The organism is Nonomuraea composti (genome assembly GCF_012034275.1).
GTDB classification, from domain to species: domain Bacteria; phylum Actinomycetota; class Actinomycetes; order Streptosporangiales; family Streptosporangiaceae; genus Nonomuraea; species Nonomuraea composti.
In genome coordinates, this window is sequence record NZ_JAATEP010000079.1 from 22,488 (window position 1) to 39,607 (window position 17,120).

The window sequence follows — 17,120 nt, forward strand, 5'->3', positions numbered from 1 at the left end:
GGGAGCCGCTAGCCTGGTTCGGGTGCTGAGTCGGGTCGTCATCGTCGTCTCCGTGGTGGTGGCCGCGGCCCTGGCGGGGCATGGGCTGATCCCCGCTCTCGGCGGGTTCACCCCCGTCCTGGAGAGCCTGCTGCCCTGGATCGGGCTGGCCGTCCCGGTGCTGCTCGCCGGCGCCGCCGTGGCACGTTCCACCGCCGCCGCTGCCGCCGCGCTGGTGCCCGGGCTGGTGTGGGCGCTCATGTTCGGCTCCACGCTCTTCCGCTCGCCGCCCGGCGGGCCCAGCGACCTGGCCGTCGGCACCGTGAACGTCGGCGTGCGCAACAGCGCCTCGGGCGAGGCCGTGCGCGCGATCGCCAAAGACCTCGACGTGCTGGCGGCGCAGGAGCTGACCAGGGGCGGGCCCGCGGCCAAGCAGCTCAACAAGATGTTCAAGTACCACTACCCGGTCAGCACCGTCGGCCTGTGGAGCCGCTACCCGATCAGCGAGACCAGGCCGCTCGACGTCGGCCTCGGCTGGCCGCGCGCCCTGCGCGCGGTCATCACCACCCCCAAGGGCAAGGTGACCGTCTACGTCATGCACCTGGCCTCGGCCAGGCCCGGCCACACCACCTCGCGCGACGCCTCGCTGGCCGCCGCGCGCAAGCTCATCGACGCCGACCCCAGCAAGCGCATCCTGCTGCTCGGCGACCTCAACACCGCCACCACCGACCGCGGCATGCGCGGCCTGACTCCGCCGCTCACCGACGCGCAGGTGGCGGCGGGCGACGGGTTCGGCTTCACCTGGCCGTCGGAGTTCCCGGTCACCCGGCCCGACCACATCCTGTTCAAGGGCATGACGGCCACCAAGGCCGGCGTGGCCCCGGCGACCGGCAGCGACCACCGGGCCGCGATCGCCTCCCTACGCCTGTAGGCGGGCCAGGTCCTCCGGCGTGTCGATATCCGCCGGGTCGCCGTACTCGTCGCACGGCACCTCCGTGACCAGCTCCGGATGCGCCTTCATGTACGCCCGCGCCCCCACGTCGCCCGCGGCCAGCTCCGCCACCCCGGCGAAGTGCGGCCGGGTGATCAGCACGGGGTTCCGGCGCCGGCCGCCGTAGGTCGCGACCGCCAGCCCCTTCGCGCCCGAGCCGATCAGCGCGCGCACCGCGCCCGGCCCGATCAGCGGCTGGTCGATCAGCGCGACCACCACCGACTCGGCCTCCTCCGGCAGCGCGGCCAGGCCGACCCGCAACGACGACCCCATCCCCGAGGCCCAGCCGGCGTTGCGCACCGTCACCGCCCCGCGCACCTGCACCGTCGCCGCGCCGAGCACCACCACGACCGGGTGGCAGCCGCCCTCCTCCAGCAGCCGCACGCCCCGGTCCACCAGCCGCTCGCCCGCGTACTCGACCAGCGCCTTGGGCCGCCCCAGCCGGCTGCCCTCGCCTGCGGCCAGCAGCAGCCCGGCCGTCCTCGACGTCCTCATGGCAGCTCGTGGTGGATGCGGCCGTCCGTGGTGGACAGCGGGCGGCCCGAGCCGCCCCAGCGCAGCTGGATCAGCTCGGCGGCGATCGAGACGGCCGTCTCCTCCGGCGTGCGCGCGCCCAGGTCGAGGCCGATCGGCGAGCGCAGCCTGGCCAGCTCGTCCTCGGTGAGCCCGGCTTCGCGCAGCCGGGCGAGGCGGTCGTCGTGGGTGCGGCGCGAGCCCATCGCGCCGACGTACCCGGCGCCGGTGCGCAACGCCACCTCCAGCAGCGGCACGTCGAACTTCGGATCATGGGTCAGCACACAGATCACCGTACGCTCGTCCACCTGCACCGACGACAGGTAGTCGTGCGGCCACTTGACCACCACCTCGTCGGCGTCGGGGAACCGCTTGGCGGTGGCGAAGACGGGCCGCGCGTCGCACACCGTGACGTGGTAGCCGAGGAACTTGCCCACCCTGGCCACCGCCGCGGCGAAGTCGATCGCCCCGAACACCAGCATCCGCGGCGGCGGCGCGAACGAATGCACGAACACCGACAAATCGTCCAGCCGCCGCTCCCCCTGCCCGCCGTAGTGCCGCAGGCCCGTCAGCCCCTGGGCGAGCATGCCGCGGGCGTCGTCGTCCACGGCGTCGTCGAGGCGTTCGAGCCCGAGCGAGCCCTTGGCGCGGTCCGGCCAGATGACGCGGCGCGCCCCGACCTGGCCGGGGCCGGAGACGATCGTGGCCACGGCGACCGGCTCGTGCGCGTCCACCGACGCCGCGATCTCGCCCAGCTCGGGGAACGTCTCGATCGAGACCGGCTCCACCAGGATGTCGATGATGCCGCCACAGGTGAGCCCGACGGCGAACGCGTCGTCGTCGCTCACGCCGTACCGCTGCAGGACGGGCGTCTCGATCTCGGAGGCCAGCTCGAACACCGCGCCCTCGACGCAGCCGCCCGACACGCTGCCGACCACCTCGTCACCGCGCACCGCCATCGCCGCGCCCGGCGGCCTGGGCGCGCTGCTCCACGTGCCGACCACCGTCGCCAGCCCGAACCTGAGCCCCGAGCGCCACCACTTCATGATCTCCGGCAGCACGTCACGCATGGGCGAGCCTTTCGCTGAGTTGCTCGAAGGCGGCCAAGCTGTGCCCGGCCACCAGGTCGTCAAGGTACGGCAGGGCGGCCCGCATGCCGCCGGTCAGCGGCTGGTAGTCCTCGTACCCCTTGTGCGGGTTGACCCAGATCACCTGGTACGCCTGCCTGGCCAGCCTGGCCATCTGCGTGCCCAGCAGCTCCGGATCGCCGCGCTCCCACCCGTCGGAGGCGATCACCACGATCGCGCCCCTGGCGCTGAAACGGGCGAGATACTCCTTGAGTTCCTCCCCCAGCCGGGTGCCGCCGCTCCAGTCGGGCACGACCTTCGACACCTCGTTCAGCGCGGTGCCCGGGTCGCGGTGGCGCAGCTCCGCGGTGATCGGGGTGAGGCGGGTGCCGACCGAGTAGACCCTGGTGGCCCTCGGCTCGCTCCTGACCAGCGCGTGGGCGAAGCGCAGCAGGGTCTCGGCGTACGGGGCCATCGAGCCGCTCACGTCCACGAACAGCACCACCGTGCGCGGCCTGGTGGTGTGCCGGCGGTGGCGCAGCCGGGCCACCTCGCCCTTCCTGAGCGCGTCGCGGATCGTGCGGCGCTGGTCGAGGGCGCCCCGGTGGGCGCTCTCGAAGCGCCGCGAGCGCCGCCGCGCCCGGCCGCCCTTCAGCAGCGCCATCATGCGGTGCACCTCGGCCCGCTCGGCGTCGGTGAGCCGGGCGACGTCGCGGTGCCGCAGCACCTCGATCCGGCTGGCGGTGGCCGGGGCCGTCGTGCCGTCGTCGTCACCGCCGCTCTCGCCGTCGTCCTGCCGCTCGGCCAGGTGGCGGGTGACGCTCGTCGTGGCCGTGCGCCGCAGCGCCGCCTTCCTGCCGCCGAAGTACGCGGCGAAGCACCGGTCGTAGCGGGGCAGGTCGTCGGGGCCGGCGCACAACGTCAGCCGCCCCGCCCAGTACACCTCGCCCCGATCGGTCACGTCGAGGTGGCCGAGCGCCTTGAGCAGGCTCTGCGTACGCTCGTGATCGGCCGCGACGCCCGCCGCGCGCAGCGTCCTGGCGAACCCCGTCATCGTGGCGGCGAGCTCATCCATGGGCTCATCCATGCGTGAGCAGCCCGTTGCCGAGCGCCGCCGCGACGTCCTCCCGGTACTTCAGCGCCGCGCCCAGCGTGGCGGCGGCCAGGCCCGGGTCCAGCTCCTTCGCGCCCAGCGTCAGCAGCGCCTCCGTCCAGTCCAGCGTCTCGGCCACGCCCGGCGGCTTGACCAGGTCCGCCTGCCGCAGCCGCTCGGCCGCCCGCGCCACCTGCACGGCCAGCGTCTCGGTGCAGCCGGGCAGCCGGCGCAGCAGGATCGCCACCTCCCGGTCGAAGCTCGGGTGCTCCAGCCAGTGGTAGAGGCAGCGCCGCTTGAGCGCGTCGTGCACCTCGCGCGTCCGGTTCGAGGTCACCACGACCACCGGCGGCGTCCTGGCCTTGACCGTGCCCAGCTCGGGGATCGAGATCGTGAAGTCGGACAGCACCTCCAGCAGGAACGCCTCGAACTCGTCGTCGGCCCGGTCGATCTCGTCCACCAGCAGCACGCTCGGCTGCGTCTCGATCGCCTTCAGCAGGGGCCTGGCGATGAGGAACCTGCGGTCGTAGATCTCCCCCTCCAACCGGCCCACGTCCGTGATCCCGGCGGCCTCGGCGGCCTTGAGGTGCAGGAGCTGGCGGGCGAAGTCCCAGTCGTACAGCGCCTGGGCGGCGTCAAGGCCCTCGTAGCACTGGAGCCTGATCAGCGGCGCCTTCAGCAGCGCGGCGAGCGTCTTGGCCAGCTCCGTCTTGCCGACCCCCGCCTCCCCTTCGAGGAACAGCGGCCGCCCCATCCGCAGCGCGAGGAAGGCGGCCGTGGCCAGCCCCTCGTCGGCGAGGTAGGCGTGCCGGTCGAGCAGCTCGATGAGCTTGTCCGGCGACTGGATGTCCATTGCCGTGATTGTCCGCCGCAGCACCCCTTCAGGCTACGTCCCCACCCGCCTCGGCGATATTCGCCCGGCACTCCGTAACGGCCTGTAAACTCTTGCTCACCGCACGAAAGGACGACAGGGCGTGCCCGTACCCCCAGGCATGCCGGAGTCGTGGGACGACCACCACGTATCCCCGGCAACCCGAGAGCTCCGCAAGATCACCGCCGCCCGCAGGGCGATCGACGTCGCCCTGCAGACCCGCTTCCTGTGGATCAGCCAGGAGAAGCGCGACGCCATCGCCACCTGCGAAGACCTTGAGCTGCTGCGGCAGTGGCTGATCCGCATCCTGACCGTCGACACGGTCGAGGAGTTGTTCGCCGAGCCCGGCTAGTGGTTGGGGGCCTCGCCGCGCGCCTTGATCAGGGCGCGCAGCTCCGCCGTGGCGCGGCGGGCGCGCTCCTTCTCCGACCCCTGGATCCCCATGGCCCCGACCGTACGCCCGTCGGACAGGTCGAGCCGCGGCCACGGGTCGCCCACCACCATCTGCACGTCCAGCACCTCCGGCCACGTCACCCGGTGGGTGCGGACGGCGTTGACGATGGTGAGCCCCTCGTCGTCCGCCTCCACGCGTACCCGGCCCAGCAGGTGCAGCACCCACGCCACCGCGCACGCGAACGCCACGATCGCCACCCGGTCGGGCAGCTTGAACGGCGGGGCGATCAGGACCGCCATCACCACCGCCCCCACCACGATCACGACCGCGAAGCCGTAGGCGACGACACGGCCACGGCGCGGACGCCAGGTGACGGGCAGGGGCGGCGGGGACACGGGCTCTGGCACGAGGGAAACCTACCGTAGATCAGCGCAGGGTCCGCAGGAGGAGGGCGGTCTCGAGCGCGGCCACGACCGACTCGTACCCCTTGTCCTCCTTGCTGCCCGGCAGGCCCGACCGGTCGAGCGCCTGGTCCATGTTCTCGCAGGTGAGCACGCCGTTGCCGACGGGCGTCTCCTCGTCCAGCGAGATCCTGGTCAGGCCCGACGTCACGGAGTCGCACACGTAGTCGAAGTGGGCCGTCTCGCCGCGGATGACCGCGCCCAGCGCCACCACCGCGTCGCAGCGGCGGGCCAGCGCCTGGGCGACCACCGGGATCTCCAGCGAGCCCGGCACCCGCACCACGGTCGCGCTGGCGCCGCTGTCGTCGCACGCCTGCACGGCCCGTGAGACGAGCTGGTCGGTGATCTTGGCGTGCCAGCTCGCCGCGACCACCCCCACCGTCAGCCCTGAGGCGTCGGGCACCGCGACCCCCGGCCGTCCCTCCCCGCTCATTCGCTCTCCCCGTTCATGATGCTTCCGAGATGTCGTGGCCGAGGCGCTCGCGCTTGGCCGTCAGGTAACGCTCGTTGTACGGGTTCATCGCCACGGGCATCGGCTCGCGGCCGAGCACCTTGATGCCGTAGCCGTCCATGCCCTTGAGCTTGGCCGGATTGTTCGTCAGCAGCCTGATGGACTTGACCCCCAGGTCGGCCAGGATCTGCCCCGCGTTCGAGAACTCCCGCGCGTCCACCGGCAGCCCCAGCTCCAGGTTCGCGTCTACGGTGTCGTGGCCGTCGTCCTGGAGGCTGTACGCCTTGAGCTTGGCCAGCAGGCCGATCCCCCTGCCCTCGTGCCCGCGCAGGTACACGATCACGCCGCGGCCCTCCTGCGCGATGGCCGACATGGCGTTGTCGAGCTGCACCCCGCAGTCGCAGCGCAGCGAGCCGAACACGTCGCCGGTCAGGCACTCGGAATGCGCCCTGACCAGGACGTTCTCGCCGCCGTCGAGGTCGCCGTAGACGAGCGCCACGTGCTCGCCGCCGTCGAGCGCGCTGGCGTAGCCGAACGCCCGCCACATGCCGTACACGTTCGGCAGCCGCGTCTCGGCGACCCTGGTGACCATGCTCTCGGCCCGCCGCCGGTAGTCGACGAGCTGCTCGATCGAGACCAGCGCCAGGTCGTGCTCGTCGGCGAAGCGGCGCAGCTCCGGCAGCCTGGCCATGGTGCCGTCGTCGTTGACCACCTCGGCCAGGGCGCCCGCCGCCGACAGGCCGGCCAGCCTGGCCAGATCGACGGCCGCCTCCGTGTGGCCGCGCCGGGCCAGCACGCCGCCCTCGTGGTAGCGCAGCGGGAAGACGTGCCCGGGGCGGACCAGCTCGTTCGGCTCGGTGGCCGAGTCGGCCAGCGTGCGGATCGTCTTCGCCCGGTCGGCCGCCGAGATGCCCGTGCTGACGCCGTCGCGGGCGTCCACGGTGATCGTGTACGCCGTGCGCATGCGTTCCTTGTTGTGGAAGACCATCAGGGGCAGGCCGAGCCGGTCGAGCTCCTTGCCCTCCATGGCCACGCAGATCATGCCGCTCGTGTGCCTGATCGTGAACGTGCACAACTCCGGCGTGGCCTTCGACGCGGCGAAGATGAGGTCGCCCTCGTTCTCCCGGTTCTCGTCGTCGACGACCACCACCGGCTTGCCGTGGCGGATGTCGTCGATGGCCCGCTCGATCGGGTCGAGCTTGATCTCGTTCATTGCGCCACCGCCACGCTCAGGGGCCCCGTACGGTATTCGCGCAACCACTTCACGAACCCGACCAGGACCAGCACGAAGAACACGCCGTACACCGCTCCGGAGACCACCAGCCCCGAGCTGAACGCCAGCGGCACACCCACCAGGTCCACCGCCACCCACACGATCCAGAAGTCCACCAGCGCCCGGCCCTGCGCCCAGGTGGCCATCGCGCTGCCGACGAAGATGTAGGCGTCGGCCGCCACCAGGAACGCGCCCTTCGGCAGCGGCACCTGCGCGCCCCACGACAGCCCCGTGACGAAGAACAGCAGCCCCACCACCGCAGTACCCACCAGCATGATGCCGATCAGCAGCGAGCGCTCCCACCACATGGCCGGCCGCACCGCGAGCCGCCCGCCGTCCTGCGTGCCGCGCCGCCACGCCCACCAGCCGTAGACGGCCAGGCCCGCGAACAGCGCCTGCTTCAGCGCGTTGCCCGTGACGTGGGCGTTGATCGAGGCGGCGAACAGCAGCACCGCCCCGGCGAACTGCACCGGCCATGTCCACATCGACTTGCGCATGGCGAGCAGGACCGTGGCCAGGGCGGCGATGTTGCCCACCAGGTCGGTCCAGAGCACGTGCGTGCCGAAGATCTCAAATCCGGCGTTGAGCCAGCTCATCGCCTGACCACCAGCCTCTCCACATATTTGGCGATCACGTCCACCTCGATGTTGACCACGTCACCCACCCGCCGCTCACCCATCGTGGTGAGCTTCAGCGTGGTCGGGATGAGGCTCACGCCGAAGCTGTCGTCGTCAACCGTCGTCACCGTCAGGCTGATTCCGTCGATGGCGATCGAGCCCTTCTCCGCGACGTACGGGGCGATCGGCTCCGGCAGGGAGAAGCGCAGGTCGTCCCAGCTCTCGCCCGGGTCGCGGGAGAGCAGGACGGCGGTGCCGTCCACGTGGCCCTGCACGATGTGGCCGCCGAGGCGCTGGTCGGCGCGGACGGCGCGCTCCAGGTTCACCGCCGAGCCCTCGGCGAGGCCGCCCAGGGAGCTGCGGTCGAGCGACTCCTTGATCACGTCGACGGTGAACACGTCGTCCTTGACCTCGACGACCGTGAGGCAGACGCCGTTGACGGCGATCGAGTCGCCGTGCTTGGCGTCGGAGGTGACGACCGGGCCGCGCACCGACAGCAGCGCGCCGCCGCCCGCCTGGTCGATGGCCACCACTTCGCCCTTTTCCTCAATGATTCCGGTGAACATCACTTCTCCCTGCCTGATTGGTTGACGGGCCGGGCAACAAGCCGCACATCCGGCCCGATAGGGGAAACTTCGTCAAATCTCAGGCGATGCAGGTCCGCGATCGTCCCCACCCCGGCCGCCCCCAGCGCCGCCCGCCCCGACCCCAGCAACGCCGGCGCCAGATACGCCACCACCCGATCCACCAGCCCGTGCCGCACGAACGCCCCGGCCAGCGTGGGGCCGCCCTCCAGGAACACGCTCACGACGTCCCGCGCGGCCAGCTCCCGCAACAACACCTCAAGATCGAGGCCGCCGTCGCGACGGGGCAGCCGCAGGAGATCGGCGTCGAGGCGGGGGTCGGCGTCCTCGGCGACGGCGATGAGGGTGGGGGCCTGGTCGTCGAGCACGCGAGCGAACGGGGGCGTCCGTCCCTCGGCATCGACCACGACCCGCACCGGCCCCCGTCTCCCGGCCCCCTCACCCCGGCCCGCGCCCCTCCCGGACCCTGCGGACCCCGCCGGCCCCACGGCGCTGGAGCCGCCGCCGGCGCCGCCATGCTCCAGGTGGGCCGCGTCCGCCCCGCCCCCTGCGGCGTCGCCGGGTCCCGCCAGCGCGCTCACGCCCACCGGCACCCTGCTCGCGCCGCCCAGCGCATCGCCGGGCCGCGCAGCCGAGCCGACGCCACTCAGACTCACCACCGCCCCCGAAGCGGCGCCGTTCGGGTCCGCTGCAGGAGCCGAGCCGGCCCTGCCATGCGACGCATCGCCGGGCCACGCAGCGGAGTCGCCTCCGCTCGTGCCGACCGCCGCCCCGGAACCGGCGCTCGCGCCCCCCTGCGGGCCGGTCGCAGCGTCCGAGTGCGCGGGGGCGGGCGCTGCGGCGGCGACGGGCCCCGGGACGGGGGTGGCGGTGGGTGGGCGGGCGGTCAGGTGGGGGTCGTCGGCGAGGACGGTGCCGATGCCGGCGATGATCGCGTCGGCGGCGGCCCGGAGCCGGTGCACGTCGGCCCGCGCCTCCGGCGAGGTGATCCACTTGCTGGTGCCGTCCTCGGCCGCCGACCGCCCGTCGAGCGTGGCGGCGAACTTCCACGTCACGTGCGACCGCCCGAGCCGCGCGTACGTCAGCCACTCCTCGTTGACCCGCTCGGCCGCCTCGGCGAGGACCCCGACTGTGACGGCCACGCCGTGCTCGCGCAGCCGCGCCGCCCCGCCGGCCGCCTTCGGGTTGGGGTCGGGCACGGCGATCACGACCCGCGCCACCCCCGCCGCCAGCAGCGCGCGGCTGCACGGCCCCGTGCGGCCGGTGTGGTCGCAGGGCTCCAGCGTCACGTACGCGGTGCCGCCCCGGGCCCGCTCCCCCGCCTGCGCCAGGGCGACGACCTCGGCGTGCGGCCCGCCGGCGTACGCGTGGAAGCCTTCGCCGGCGACCTGGCCGGCGGCGTCGAGCACGACGCAGCCCACGACGGGGTTGGGGCTGGTGGTGCCGTGCCCGTGCGCGGCCAGCTCGACGGCGCGCGCCATATGGGCGGCGTCTTGCGCGGGTGTCTGCAACCCCGGGTCTCCTACTCGCCAGTAGCTCCAAGCCACGGCGGGCCCCGGGGGATCTTGTGCCAGGGTGCGGCGACTGCCGCACCACGGCAGGCGCCCGGCTGGGACGCCGGACACCTCGCGCGCTTCCTCCCATCCGGACTTTAACCGTCGGTCCCGGAATTTCACCGGGTCAACCGGCCGATGGCATCGGCCGGGTCGCGGACTGTCACCGCCGGTTCGGAATTTCACCGACCCCGGAGCACGCTAGCTCTCTTCTCCTACCAGTTTGCCATGCCGATACCCGGGCACGCGACCGCCCCCGCAAAAACAACCAAGCGCTAGCTTCAGGCCGCCATGAGCCGGTGCGCCCGCCGCGCCGCCGGGCTGTAGCGCACCTGCCCGGGCACCAGGCCGAGCCCGGTGTGCAGGGTACGCAGCGTGGCGGTCGCCCACAGGTCGCCGACCGGCGTGGCCGGCAGCCCGTACAGGCGCCTCGCCCAGCGCGGCAGCGTCGCGAACGCCAGCAACGTCAGCGCGGGCATCACCGGCTTGAGCGGGGTGAGCAGGCGCGGGAGCGGGGCGTTCAGCGACAGGCGCAGCGGATGGGCGGCCTCGGGCACGAAACGCAGCCCGGGACGTGCGGCCTCGATGTAGTCACGCAACTCCGCGACCGACCCCGGCACGCTGTCCGCCGCCAGCCCCACCACCTCGGCGGCCCGCCGCCACTCGTCCACGAACGCGTCCGCCTCCGCGTCGGACAACCCGACCCCGGCGCGCCGGGCGACCGACAGGTACGAGTCCACCTCGCCCACGTGCACCCAGCGCAACGCCTCGGGCTCGTCGAGCCGGAAGGTGACCCCCGTGTCGGGATCGGTGGCGGTCAGCCTGGCGTGGATCTTACGCACCCGCCGACCGGCCCGCTCGACCTCGGCGCGGGTCCCGTAGGTCCGCACCCGGACGAACTCGGTGGTCCGTACGAACCGGGACCAGGCCTCCTGCGGATCCATCAGCGCGGAGTTCTGCAGCACGCCCCGCATGGCCCTCGGATGCAACCCCTGCATCAGCAGCGCACGGAACCCGCCCACCAGCAGGATCGGCTCACCCATGACCCGCCACGTCACCGAGCGGGGCCCGAAGATCCCATGGTCGCTCATAAGTGATGATTTACCCAGGCGATGACCGCTTCATGTCACCAACCACCCCAATCCGCCCTCTGGCGACCAACACACCCGGCCCCACCCAGCGGCCGGCACAGCCCGGTCGTCAACACAACCTCGGCCGCTCGGCACCCATCGCCCGAAGCCCACGCGGGCGGGCGCTGGGCAACCGACGCGGCGGTCGGTCAGGTGCCGGCGAACTGACGGTCACCGGCAGTCACGACCAGCGAGCGGCCGATGCCACGAGCGATCGACGCCACGAGCGGCCGATGCCACGAGCGATCGACGCCACGAGCGATCGACGCCACGAGCGGCCGGCGTCACGACCGGTGGGTCAGGAGGTGGCGCGGTTGGCGGCGGCGCGCAGCTCGTCGATCGCCGCGACCGGATCCGACGCCCCGTAGACCGCGCTCCCGGCCACGAACACGTCGGCGCCCGCCTCGGCGCACCGCTCGATGGTGCCGGTGTCCACGCCCCCGTCCACCTGCAGCCACACCCGGCCGCCGTGCCGCCCGATGAGCTCGCGCGCTCGCCGCACCTTCGGCAGCACCACGTCGAGGAACTTCTGCCCCCCGAACCCGGGCTCGACGGTCATCAGCAGCAGCATGTCGACCTCGCCGAGCAGGTCTTCGTACGGCTCGACGGGGGTGGCGGGGTTGAGCGCGAGCCCGGCCCTGGCGCCGAGCGAGCGGATCTCGCGCAGCGTGCGGATGGGCGCCTTGGCCGCCTCGGCGTGGATGGTCACGCTGCCCGCCCCCGCCTCCGCGTACTGCGGCGCCCAGCGGTCGGGGTCGGCGATCATGAGGTGGCAGTCGAGCGGCGTGTCGGTCGCCTTGCGCAACGCCTCGACCACGGGCAGCCCGAGGGTCAGGTTGGGCACGAAGTGGTAGTCCATGACGTCGACGTGCAGCCAGTCGGCGTTCGGCACGGCGGCGGCCTCGTCGGCGAGCCTGGCGAAGTCGGCGGCGAGAATGCTGGGCGAGATCTGTACGGCCATGATCCCCCTAGTCTAGTGACCCGCCCTCCCCCGCTCTCGCCCCCGGCCCTCATGACGCCCTCACCCGGCCCCCTGCCCGACGGCCGTGCGTTGCCCGCGCCGTGCCATCAGCCCGAGCCTGATGAACAGCACCGGCGCCCCGGCCTGCACCCACAGAGCCAGCACCGCGTACGCCAGGTACGTCCCCACGACGCCTTCCGGCAGCACTTCGCGCTCGGCGTACCAGATGAGCACCGCGACGACCGTCCCGATCACCCACCGCAGGGCTCGGGCGCGCAGCGGCCCGCCCGCGTCGAACCACCCCAGCCGGTACATGACCGACGTCCCGGCCAGCGTGCCCAGCAGCACTCCCGCCATGGTGACGACGGTGTCGGGGCTGTCGGGGTCGATCGTCCCGGCCGAGCTCCACCCCGGCGGCACCACCCATCCGGGGTGCAGCGCGTTCGCCAGCACGGCGCAGCCGATCAGCGCGCCGGACAGCACCGCGGACGCGGCGAGCTGCACCCACAGCGCCTGCCCGCGCCACCACGCGGTGGCGGGCCCCTCCAGCTTCCGCACGAGCACCAGCACCACGATCCCGAGCGCCACCCCTGCGACGACGTCGGAGATGAAGTGCACCCCGAGGTAGATCCGGCTCAGGCACACCAGCGCGACGGCCGCCCCGGCCGCCCACCACGCCCACGGCCGGGCCACCGCCATCGCCAGTCGCCCCAGGGCCGCGGTGCCGCTCTGGGCGTGCCCGGACGGCAGCCCGAACGCCCCTTCCGCCGAGAACGCGTGGATCCTGGGGTCGATCCAGTACGGCCTGGGCTGGTGCAGGGCGAGCTTGCCGATCGCGTTCGTGGCGGCGGACGCCATGACGGTCAGCCCGAGCCGCAGGGCCAGCGCCGGGTTGACGCACCAGTAGAGCAGCGGCAGGCAGAGCAGGAAGAACGCGTCCGTGCCCAGCACCGACACCAGCTGCATGACGGGCCGGACGGCGTCGGGCCAGCTCTGCAGCCAGATGATCGGGGTCAGCTCCGCCAGGTGTAGTTCGTCCAGTATGTCCACGTTCTCGATCGGACCACACCGACGGGCGACGCGTCAGCCGATCTTGCGCAGCAACGCCAGGAACATCGCGTCGGTGCCGTGCCGGTGCGGCCAGAACTGGGCGTGCGGCCCGTCGCCGAGCCCGTCGACCTCGGGCAGGTAGGCGCGGGCGTCCAGTTGCTCGACGTCATTCCTGCGGGCCAGGATGTCGCCCACCACGACCTTGGTCTCGGCCAGGTGCGGCGAGCAGGTGACGTAGGCGACGACGCCTCCGGGCCGCACGGCCTCAAGGGCGGTGTCGAGCAGCCGCCGCTGCAGCTTGCCCAGGTCGGCGATGCCCGCCGGGTCGCGCCGCCAGCGCGCCTCGGGCCGGCGCCGCAGCGCGCCCAGCCCGGTGCAGGGCGCGTCGAGCATCACCCGGTCGAACACTCCGGGCCGCCACGCGGGCTCGGTGCCGTCGGCGGTCACCACCGCGGCGCTCTTGGTGGTCTCCCACACCAGCCGCGCCCGATGCGCCTGCACGTCGGCGGCCAGCAGCCGCGCCCCACCGGGAAAAGCCCCCGGAGCATCACCGTCCGGCACGGAGGTCTCGCCCTCGGACGCGCGCCGGCGGGCCTCCTCGCTCAGCCCGGCGAGATCGCCGTGGGTGGCGATGGCGTCGAGCAGCCCGGCCTTGCCGCCCGGCCCCGCGCACATGTCGAGCCACAGCTCGTCGCCGTCGCCCCGCACGGGGACCCGGGTGAGGGCGAGCGCCACGAGCTGGCTGGCCTCGTCCTGGACGGCCGCGCGCGTCTCGGCCACCGCCTCGATCTGCCCGGGATCGCCTTCGCGCAGGTACGCGGCGTACGGCGAGTAGCGGCCCGGCATGGCGCCGAAGTCCTCCAGCTCCTCCACGGAGCTGCGGCCCGGCCGCGCCACGAGCGTGACCAGGGGGCGGGCGTTGTCGGCGTCGAGCAGGTCGGCCATTTCGTCGGCCGTGCCCAGCGCGTCGCGGAAGGCGGAGACGATCCAGCGGGGATGGCCGTAGGCGACCGCGAGGTGGCCGACCGGGTCGTGGGCCGGGTCGGGCGCCACGATGGGGATCCACTCCTCCAGCGTCCGGGAGCCGATCTTGCGCAGCACCGCGTTCACGAACTTGGCGGCGCCGGCGCCGATGCGCAGGCGGACCAGATCGACGGTGGTGCCGACGGCGGCGTGCGGCGGGACGCGCATGCGCAGGAGCTGGTGGGCGCCGAGCCGCAGCGCGTCGCGCACGTCGGGGTCGGGCGCGCGGTCGCTGCACATCTCGATGACGGCGTCGTAGGTGCCGAGCCCGCGCAGCGTGCCGTAGGTGAGCTCGGTGGCCAGCGCGGCGTCGCGCCCCTTGATGCCGCGCTCGCGCAGCAGCCGCGGCAGGAGCAGGTTGGCGTACGCGTCGCGCTCGTCGACCGCGCGCACGACGTCGTAGGCGGCGTTGCGCGCCGGGTCGCGCGACGGCCTGCGCGGCCCTCCCGTGCGGCCGGCCCCCTGCTGCCCTCTGGTCTTCATGCGCTCGAACCTTCGCTCCGAGCAGTGTGCTGACACCGCCGGCGGGTCACGCGAAGACCTCTTTGCCGTCGGGGCGAACGCCGCGGGCCCACTCCACGGCCCCCATCAGCCGCTTGCCCTGCGGCTGCACCTCGCCCAGCTCGACCGCGTCGCTGGCCGTGCCGACCAGCACGGACGTCTTGGTGGCGACGACCTCGCCGGGCGCCAGGCGCTCCCCTGACACCACCCGCACCGGCCCCACCTTCACCCGCTGCCCGCGGAACTCGCTCCACGCCCCCGGGTTGGGCGTGCAGGCCCGGACCAGCCGGTCGACGTGCATGGCGGGCTTGCCCCAGTCGATGCGGGCGTCGGCGACCGAGATCTTGGGGGCGATCGTGACGCCGTCGGCGGGCTGGGGGCGGGCCTCCAGGGTGCCGTCCTCGACGCCGTCGAGGGTGGCGGCCAGCAGCCCCGCACCCGAGACCGACAGCCGCTCCAGCAGCGCCCCGCTGGTGTCGGTGCCGCGGATCTCCTCCGTCACCACGCCGTAGACGGGGCCGGCGTCGAGCTCCTTGACGATCTGGAACGTGCTCGCCCCGGTGATTTCGTCACCGTGCAGGATCGCGTGCTGGACGGGCGCGGCGCCGCGCCAGGCGGGCAGGATCGAGAAGTGCAGGTTGATCCAGCCGTGCCGGGGCACGTCGAGCGCCGACTGCGGAAGCAGGGCGCCGTAGGCGACGACGGGGCAGCAGTGGGGCTCCAGCGCCCGGAGCCGGTCGAGGAAGGCGGGGTCGCCGGCCTTCTGCGGGCGCAGCACCTCGATGCCGGCCTCCTCCGCGAGCTCGGCCACCGGCGACGGGTGGACCTTGCGGCCGCGACCCGACTGGGCGTCGGGACGGGTGACGACCGCCACCACCTCGTGCCGGGGCGAGTCGATCAACGTGCGCAGTGACGGCAGTGCCGTCTCGGGCGTGCCCGCGAAGACCAGACGCATTGGCTCAGAGTGCCTTTCCGCCGGTGGCGTGGGGCGAGACCTTGATCACGGGAGCGGACAGGCCGCTCCACTCCGCCTCGCGCACGGCCTTCATGGCCAGCTTGCGCTGCTTGGGGTCCATCCGGTCGATGAACAGGATGCCGTCGAGATGGTCGGTCTCGTGCTGGAAGCACCGGGCCATGAGGTCGGTGCCCTCCAGCGTGACCGGCTCACCGTGCATGTTGAAGCCCTTGGCGACGGCGCGGATCGCGCGCGGCGTCGGGAACGACAGGCCGGGGAAGGACAGGCAGCCCTCCTCGCCCTCCTCGTCGAGCTCGGAGGACAGGTCGAGGTCGGGGTTGATCAGATGGCCGAGCTGGTCGTCCACGTAGTAGGTGAAGACCCGCAGCCCGACGCCGATCTGGGGGGCCGCCAGGCCCGCGCCCGGGGCGTCCATCATCGTGTCGGTGAGGTCTTTGACCAGCTTGCGCAGCTCCTTGTCGAAGTCGACGACCGGGGCCGCCGGGGTGCGCAGCACCGGGTCTCCGAACAGCCGGATCGACTGGATCGCCAAGGGGGTCACTCCGTTCTCAAGGCATGGATCAGGCCAGTTTAGTGCAGGTGCGAGCCCTCTCATGTGGCTCTCATCCGGCCCTCTCATGTGGCCTCTTATGTGGTTGCGCGCGGCCGGCCGGCGCGGCGCGCGTGCTCGGAGCGAGCACGCGCGGGGCTAGCCGCTGCGGCGCGCGTGCTCCAGCGAGCGGGCCTTCATCGCGGCCTTGCGCGCCGCCTTGACCACGGCCTTGTCGTCGTGGGCGCTGGCGAGCATGTCGAGGACGGCGATCGTGTCGGGATGCCCCACGGCGGGCATCTCGTCGACCAGCTTGATCAGGTCTTCGCCCGGCTCGGGCGGGTCGATGCGGCCGGCGGCGGGGCCCGACAGGTGCATCAGGGCCGCCAGCGAGTCGACCGCGATCCAGGTGTGGTCTTCAGGGCTGAGCGTGGGGGCCTCGAGGTCGCGGATGTGCAGCCAGGAGGCGGCGTAGCGGCGCATCAGCGGATGGTCGAGCGCCTGCCTGACCGGGGCCTCCGCCTCGGGGCCCAGCTCCTCGAGTATCGCGCCCACGGCGCCGCGCTGGCCGGCCGTGCCGGAGGCGGCGATCTCGATGAGGTCGCGGGCGGCCGACTCGGGCGAGCGGCGCTCCAGCCAGCCGGCCACGGCGCTCTGCGTGGCGCTGCCCTTGACCAGCGCCTCCACCAGCTCCGCCGCCGACAGGTCGGCGAACACCTCCACCTCCGCCGTCGTCGGCGCGTCGTGCCCCTCGCGCAGCAGGTCGCGGCGGATGGCCCAGACGCCGAGCGGGGTGAGCGCCGTGCGACCGGCGGGGGTCTGCTCCACCAGCCCGCAGTAGGTCAGCAACGACAGCGCCTCCAGCAGCTCCGCGGGCAGCGCGGCGGCGATCTTGCGCATCTCCACGGGGCCGGGCGCGCAGGCGACCTCGTGGGACTGGAGGATGCCGCGGGCGAGGTTGGCGGTGGCGACCCCCGACCGTACGGAATAGATCGTCGCCAGCATCTCGGCGAGGTGGCCGTCGACCACGGCGGAGCCGGTCAGGCCCTCGTCGGCGCGGTCGAGGACGTCCATGACCACGCCGTCCCAGAACTCCAGCGTGG

General features: G+C 73.1%; 19 protein-coding genes and 1 riboswitch. Of the genes, 2 read left to right on the forward strand and 17 right to left on the reverse strand.

The genetic code is table 11. The annotated features are described in order from the left end of the window. Positions 1–22 precede the first annotated feature (22 nt). Positions 23–910: an endonuclease/exonuclease/phosphatase family protein gene (locus HCN51_RS52855; RefSeq protein WP_230466407.1), complete on the forward strand. Its 888-nt coding sequence runs from the start codon at positions 23–25 to the stop codon at positions 908–910. Here the strand turns inward: HCN51_RS52855 and HCN51_RS52860 are convergent. From HCN51_RS52860 to HCN51_RS52875, 4 genes are read right to left on the reverse strand one after another with little or no spacing between them, the layout of a single operon-like run. Then, a complete protein-coding gene (locus HCN51_RS52860) occupies positions 899–1,465 on the reverse strand; it encodes a nucleotidyltransferase family protein (protein WP_168021245.1) in 567 nt (188 codons plus the stop codon). The two genes, HCN51_RS52855 and HCN51_RS52860, sit on opposite strands and share 12 nt — an antisense overlap. Further along, complete coding sequence (locus HCN51_RS52865; RefSeq protein ID WP_168021247.1) at positions 1,462–2,553, reverse strand: XdhC family protein; 1,092 nt, start codon at positions 2,551–2,553, stop codon at positions 1,462–1,464. Before HCN51_RS52865 ends, HCN51_RS52860 begins: the two co-directional genes overlap by 4 nt. Beyond that, on the reverse strand, positions 2,546–3,625 hold the full coding sequence (locus HCN51_RS52870) for a vWA domain-containing protein (protein WP_240974167.1): 1,080 nt from the start codon (positions 3,623–3,625) through the stop codon (positions 2,546–2,548). Before HCN51_RS52870 ends, HCN51_RS52865 begins: the two co-directional genes overlap by 8 nt. Before the next feature lie 4 nt (positions 3,626–3,629). Further along, a complete protein-coding gene (locus HCN51_RS52875) occupies positions 3,630–4,496 on the reverse strand; it encodes an AAA family ATPase (RefSeq protein WP_080041082.1) in 867 nt (288 codons plus the stop codon). Positions 4,497–4,617: 121 nt separating this feature from the next. On the opposite strand from HCN51_RS52875, the gene HCN51_RS52880 reads away from it, so the two are divergent. Continuing rightward, on the forward strand, positions 4,618–4,866 hold the full coding sequence (locus tag HCN51_RS52880; RefSeq protein WP_168021290.1) for a hypothetical protein: 249 nt from the start codon (positions 4,618–4,620) through the stop codon (positions 4,864–4,866). On the opposite strand, the gene HCN51_RS52885 is transcribed toward HCN51_RS52880, so the two are convergent. The 13 genes from HCN51_RS52885 to HCN51_RS52945 form a co-directional block, all read right to left on the reverse strand. Continuing rightward, positions 4,863–5,315 (reverse strand): PH domain-containing protein, encoded by a 453-nt coding sequence (locus HCN51_RS52885; protein WP_346434137.1) that lies wholly within the window; start codon positions 5,313–5,315, stop codon positions 4,863–4,865. The genes HCN51_RS52880 and HCN51_RS52885 overlap by 4 nt on opposite strands. Before the next feature lie 19 nt (positions 5,316–5,334). Then, a complete protein-coding gene (ribH, locus tag HCN51_RS52890) occupies positions 5,335–5,802 on the reverse strand; it encodes a 6,7-dimethyl-8-ribityllumazine synthase (RefSeq protein WP_080041085.1) in 468 nt (155 codons plus the stop codon). A 13-nt stretch (positions 5,803–5,815) separates the two neighbouring features. Further along, complete coding sequence (locus tag HCN51_RS52895) at positions 5,816–7,033, reverse strand: bifunctional 3,4-dihydroxy-2-butanone-4-phosphate synthase/GTP cyclohydrolase II (protein WP_080041086.1); 1,218 nt, start codon at positions 7,031–7,033, stop codon at positions 5,816–5,818. Further along, the gene (locus HCN51_RS52900) at positions 7,030–7,689 is read right to left on the reverse strand and encodes a nicotinamide mononucleotide transporter family protein (RefSeq protein ID WP_080041087.1); all 660 of its coding nucleotides are present in this window, start codon (positions 7,687–7,689) and stop codon (positions 7,030–7,032) included. Before HCN51_RS52900 ends, HCN51_RS52895 begins: the two co-directional genes overlap by 4 nt. Beyond that, positions 7,686–8,276, reverse strand: coding sequence for a riboflavin synthase (locus tag HCN51_RS52905; protein ID WP_080041088.1), 591 nt, complete (start codon positions 8,274–8,276; stop codon positions 7,686–7,688). Before HCN51_RS52905 ends, HCN51_RS52900 begins: the two co-directional genes overlap by 4 nt. Next, the gene (gene ribD / locus HCN51_RS60825; protein ID WP_168021292.1) at positions 8,276–9,805 is read right to left on the reverse strand and encodes a bifunctional diaminohydroxyphosphoribosylaminopyrimidine deaminase/5-amino-6-(5-phosphoribosylamino)uracil reductase RibD; all 1,530 of its coding nucleotides are present in this window, start codon (positions 9,803–9,805) and stop codon (positions 8,276–8,278) included. The genes HCN51_RS52905 and ribD overlap by 1 nt, the downstream gene beginning before the upstream one ends. 115 nt (positions 9,806–9,920) lie before the next feature. Then, positions 9,921–10,051, reverse strand: a riboswitch (FMN riboswitch). Positions 10,052–10,128: 77 nt separating this feature from the next. Further along, positions 10,129–10,938 carry an oxygenase MpaB family protein gene (locus HCN51_RS52915; RefSeq protein ID WP_168021295.1) on the reverse strand — a complete coding sequence of 270 codons (810 nt, stop codon included), beginning with the start codon at positions 10,936–10,938 and terminating at the stop codon, positions 10,129–10,131. A 337-nt stretch (positions 10,939–11,275) separates the two neighbouring features. Then, the gene (rpe, locus tag HCN51_RS52920) at positions 11,276–11,938 is read right to left on the reverse strand and encodes a ribulose-phosphate 3-epimerase (protein WP_080041090.1); all 663 of its coding nucleotides are present in this window, start codon (positions 11,936–11,938) and stop codon (positions 11,276–11,278) included. A gap of 60 nt (positions 11,939–11,998) precedes the next feature. After that, a complete protein-coding gene (locus tag HCN51_RS52925) occupies positions 11,999–12,988 on the reverse strand; it encodes a phosphatase PAP2 family protein (protein ID WP_168021306.1) in 990 nt (329 codons plus the stop codon). 33 nt (positions 12,989–13,021) lie between these two features. After that, a complete protein-coding gene (locus HCN51_RS52930) occupies positions 13,022–14,494 on the reverse strand; it encodes an RsmB/NOP family class I SAM-dependent RNA methyltransferase (protein WP_168021308.1) in 1,473 nt (490 codons plus the stop codon). 46 nt (positions 14,495–14,540) lie between these two features. Further along, positions 14,541–15,467 carry a methionyl-tRNA formyltransferase gene (gene fmt, locus HCN51_RS52935; RefSeq protein WP_168021310.1) on the reverse strand — a complete coding sequence of 309 codons (927 nt, stop codon included), beginning with the start codon at positions 15,465–15,467 and terminating at the stop codon, positions 14,541–14,543. 4 nt (positions 15,468–15,471) lie between these two features. Further along, positions 15,472–16,020 carry a peptide deformylase gene (def, locus tag HCN51_RS52940; protein ID WP_043638609.1) on the reverse strand — a complete coding sequence of 183 codons (549 nt, stop codon included), beginning with the start codon at positions 16,018–16,020 and terminating at the stop codon, positions 15,472–15,474. A gap of 156 nt (positions 16,021–16,176) precedes the next feature. Further along, positions 16,177–17,120: hypothetical protein (locus HCN51_RS52945; RefSeq protein WP_168021312.1), on the reverse strand; the 944-nt coding region annotated here is incomplete at its 5' end.

What these genes read in the sequence shown, in the direction of transcription:
- HCN51_RS52895 (WP_080041086.1), bottom strand. Translation starts at nt 7,033, where the DNA reads ATGAACGAGATCAAGCTCGACCCGATCGAGCGGGCCATCGACGACATC.
- HCN51_RS52905 (WP_080041088.1), bottom strand. Translation starts at nt 8,276, where the DNA reads ATGTTCACCGGAATCATTGAGGAAAAGGGCGAAGTGGTGGCCATCGAC.
- HCN51_RS52875 (WP_080041082.1), bottom strand. Translation starts at nt 4,496, where the DNA reads ATGGACATCCAGTCGCCGGACAAGCTCATCGAGCTGCTCGACCGGCAC.
- HCN51_RS52900 (WP_080041087.1), bottom strand. Translation starts at nt 7,689, where the DNA reads ATGAGCTGGCTCAACGCCGGATTTGAGATCTTCGGCACGCACGTGCTC.
- rpe (WP_080041090.1), bottom strand. Translation starts at nt 11,938, where the DNA reads ATGGCCGTACAGATCTCGCCCAGCATTCTCGCCGCCGACTTCGCCAGG.
- HCN51_RS52915 (WP_168021295.1), bottom strand. Translation starts at nt 10,938, where the DNA reads ATGAGCGACCATGGGATCTTCGGGCCCCGCTCGGTGACGTGGCGGGTC.
- HCN51_RS52860 (WP_168021245.1), bottom strand. Translation starts at nt 1,465, where the DNA reads ATGAGGACGTCGAGGACGGCCGGGCTGCTGCTGGCCGCAGGCGAGGGC.
- HCN51_RS52930 (WP_168021308.1), bottom strand. Translation starts at nt 14,494, where the DNA reads ATGAAGACCAGAGGGCAGCAGGGGGCCGGCCGCACGGGAGGGCCGCGC.
- HCN51_RS52870 (WP_240974167.1), bottom strand. Translation starts at nt 3,625, where the DNA reads ATGGATGAGCTCGCCGCCACGATGACGGGGTTCGCCAGGACGCTGCGC.
- HCN51_RS52865 (WP_168021247.1), bottom strand. Translation starts at nt 2,553, where the DNA reads ATGCGTGACGTGCTGCCGGAGATCATGAAGTGGTGGCGCTCGGGGCTC.
- ribH (WP_080041085.1), bottom strand. Translation starts at nt 5,802, where the DNA reads ATGAGCGGGGAGGGACGGCCGGGGGTCGCGGTGCCCGACGCCTCAGGG.
- fmt (WP_168021310.1), bottom strand. Translation starts at nt 15,467, where the DNA reads ATGCGTCTGGTCTTCGCGGGCACGCCCGAGACGGCACTGCCGTCACTG.